At 51.7% G+C, this 3,287-nt stretch carries 2 protein-coding genes; both read right to left on the minus strand.

Features of this window, described 5'->3' with window-relative positions:
• Nucleotides 1-2,136, minus strand: a 2,136-nt coding sequence (polA, locus tag COY37_RS11220) for a DNA polymerase I (protein WP_286977614.1), incomplete at its 3' end; no start/stop codon positions are given.
• Between the two features lie 133 nt (nucleotides 2,137-2,269).
• Nucleotides 2,270-3,287, minus strand: a 1,018-nt coding sequence (locus COY37_RS11225; protein ID WP_286977615.1) for a [protein-PII] uridylyltransferase family protein, incomplete at its 5' end; no start/stop codon positions are given.

The raw sequence follows: 3,287 nt of genomic DNA on the forward strand, positions 1-3,287 counted from the left end.
TGTGACCTGCTCGGGAAGGACGCCGAAGACCTGCATCGCGGTGGCTTCGTGGATGTCCATATCCGCCTCGAACGCCTCAAGCAATGCCTCTTCTTCAGAGTAATGAGCAAGCAGGCGCAGCTCGATTTGCGAGTAATCCGCCGCCATAAAAATATCCCCGGGGTTCGACGGGATAAACGCCTCGCGTATTCTCTGCCCCAGTTCGGTACGCACCGGGATGTTTTGCAGGTTTGGGTTGCTGCTGCTCAATCGCCCTGTCGTGGTGACCGTTTGGTTGAACGATGTGTGGAGCTTGCCGGTCTTTGGGTTGATAAGTTTGGGCAGGGCGTCGATGTAGGTCGACTTGAGCTTTGCAAGCTCTCTATATGCGATGATCTTCTCGGCTATCGGGTGCACGGTAACGAGCTTGTGGAGCACGTTGGCATCCGTTGAGTAACCGGTTTTCGTCTTTTTTGCCGTGGGCAAACCGAGCTTATCAAAAAGGATAAAGCCGAGTTGCTGCGGCGAGTTGATATTAAACTGCCGGCCGGCGAGTGAATAAATCTCGCTTTCTATGTTCTCAAGGAATATCTCGACTTCTTTGGAGAGGTCTTCGAGGTAATCGGTATCGAGGCCGACGCCCTCATGTTCCATCCTCGCCAGGACAGGAACAAGCGGCATCTCGACTTCTTCAAAGAGCTTAAAGAGGTCCTTCTCTACAAGCTGCTCTTTTAATCTTGGCTTTAGCCTGAAATTGGCGATGGCCTCATTTGCAAGACGCTCGCGCTCGGTGTCTGCCGCAACTGAAATCCCAAGGTTAATCGCCGCAAGCTCATCAATCGGATAATCGGAGCGCTCGGGATTGAGCAGATACGCGGCGATCATGGTGTCAAAATCTAGGGCCTGTGGCTTGATATTGGCATTCCAGAGCGCAAGCATCATCCGCTTAAGATCGTGCCCCGTTTTATTGATTGATTTTGACTCAAGGTATGGTTTTGCAAGCGATAGTACCCGGTCGATTGGGAGCACGGTGTGCTCTTGCGGGAACAGCTCGCCGGATATTTCCTGGATACAGGTATATATTTTACTGTCCCCGGTGGCGAGCGCGACGGATGTTATTTGCCGGTCTACCGTATTAACGCCGGTTGATATTATAGCAACAGCAATGTGATGGCCGGCTTCTATATCGGACGCAAGCTGTGCGAATATCTCCTCACTGGCTATATCTATTATCTCAAGCGCTGTATCTAACGTTTGCACATCATCGGCTTTGTGGGTTCTTTGCTTGTTCTGGCTTAAAAGCCTGTCGAGCAGGGTGAAGAACTCGAGCTTTGAGAACAGCGCCCGTATCTTCTCTTCATCCCAGCCGTCGAGTTTGCATTCGTCGAAATCGACATCGATGGGAACCTCCCGGTCGAGGACGGCCAGCATTTTGGAAAGCTCCGCCTCAGACGCGTGCTCGGAAAGCATCTCGCGCCACCGCTTGTTCTCAACCGCGTCAAGGTTCTTAAGCAGATTCTCGATGCTTCCAAACTGCTGGATAAGTTTCGCCGCCGTTTTCTCGCCAACGCCCGGCACCCCCGGAATGTTGTCGGAGGTGTCGCCTTTAAGCGCCAGGTAATCGGCAAACTGCTCGGGGGTTACCCCGTACCTCTCCCGAACTTTTTCCCTATCGTAGATGACGATATCGGATATCCCTTTTTTGGTGGTCATAACCTTGATATGGTCATCCACGAGCTGGAAGGCATCCTTATCCCCGGTTACGACAATCACGTCATCACGCTCGGCTTCGGCTTCGGATGCAAGCGTCGCCAGGATGTCGTCGGCCTCAAATCCGTCCATCTCGAAAACCGGTATGTTGAGCACCGATAGCACTTCTTTTACCAGCGGAAATTGGCTGATTAATTCGTTTGGGGTCGGCTCGCGGTGGGCTTTATACTGTTCGAAAGTCTCATGCCTAAACGTCGGCGCCGCCCTATCGAACGCCGCTATAACGACATCCGGCTTCTCTTCTTTGAGCAGCTTTATCAGCATGCTCGTGAAACCGTAAACCGCGTTTGTGACCTGCCCCGAAGACGTCGCAAGCGTTTTGGGCAGGGCAAAGAACGCCCTGTAGACCAAGCTGTTGGCATCGATGAGGATAATTTTATTCTTCAAAAGTAGTCTGTCCTTTTTCGCTTATTCGCATTAATTTTACTGGTTATATGCGAGAATGACAAACGAACTAGGGGGACGTTGTTTCCTGTGCGTCCTAAATTCCATTTAGGACGCACAGGAAACAACGTCCCCCTCACAGGTAAACCGCTTCCGCGGTCTCAAGCACTTTGCGGCGTGTGCTTTCCAGCTCGTTAAGCAGTGCGTCGGTATCTGAAAACTCGAAGAAGCCCGCGATTACTTCCGCAAGCCCGGAGTCGGGCTTTAAAACGCTCTCCTGATTAAGCCTGAGAAAGGTCTCTACGGTTCGCAAAAACCTGTAGGCGTTCAACAGTCGCTGTTCGGTTTCACGATCGACGATGCCGTGGGCGGTAAGGCGCTTGATCGCAATTGTAGTGTTATGCGTGATAAGGCCGGGAAGCGTGGCCGCATTTTTCAACTGCAAGTATTGGATAAGAAACTGCAGTTCCTCGATGCCGCCGGGCCCAAGTTTGATATCATAACCGGCAGATTCTTTAGAAACCTCTTTTATAATGCGCTTCCTCATTTCTTTGATCTCAGTACCCGAAATCTCGACACCGCGCTTAGCGATAATCTCCTTCTTTAGCTGGTGAAACGCACGAAGAAGTTCCTTATCGCCTGCGATTGGTCGTGCTTTAAGCAAGGCTTGGATCTCCCAGGGGTGGGCGTTTTTAAGATAATAGTTGCGGTAGCCCGCAATGTCGTTGACCAGAATACCCTTCGAACCGTCCGGGCGAAGGCGCATATCAACCTGATAGGCAATGCCGCGCTCGGTATAATCGGAAAGGAATTTGATAAGCTCGGATGCCAAGCGATGTGCGTTTGGGTTATCGGATATAAACACAAGGTCGAGGTCGGAGCCGACGTTAAGCTCGCGCGAGCCGAACCTTCCAAAACTCACAACCGCAAATCTTCTATTAGCGCTATTAGCGCCGGTAGCGCTAAGATATCGCAGTGTAGCGCGCACGATTATCTCGGCCAGCATGCTGAGCGTGTTGGTAAGCTCGTCCACGCTATAGAATCCTTTAAGAAAAAGAAGGCCGGCGCGCATTTCTTCGCTCGCCCTGAATTCCCTTATCGCGTTGATCGGGTCGTGGTTGTGCTCGAATATGTCCGAGAGCCGCTCTTTGACG

It is taken from the genome of Candidatus Aquicultor secundus, from assembly GCF_002791875.1.
Classification (GTDB): domain Bacteria; phylum Actinomycetota; class Aquicultoria; order Aquicultorales; family Aquicultoraceae; genus Aquicultor_A; species Aquicultor_A secundus.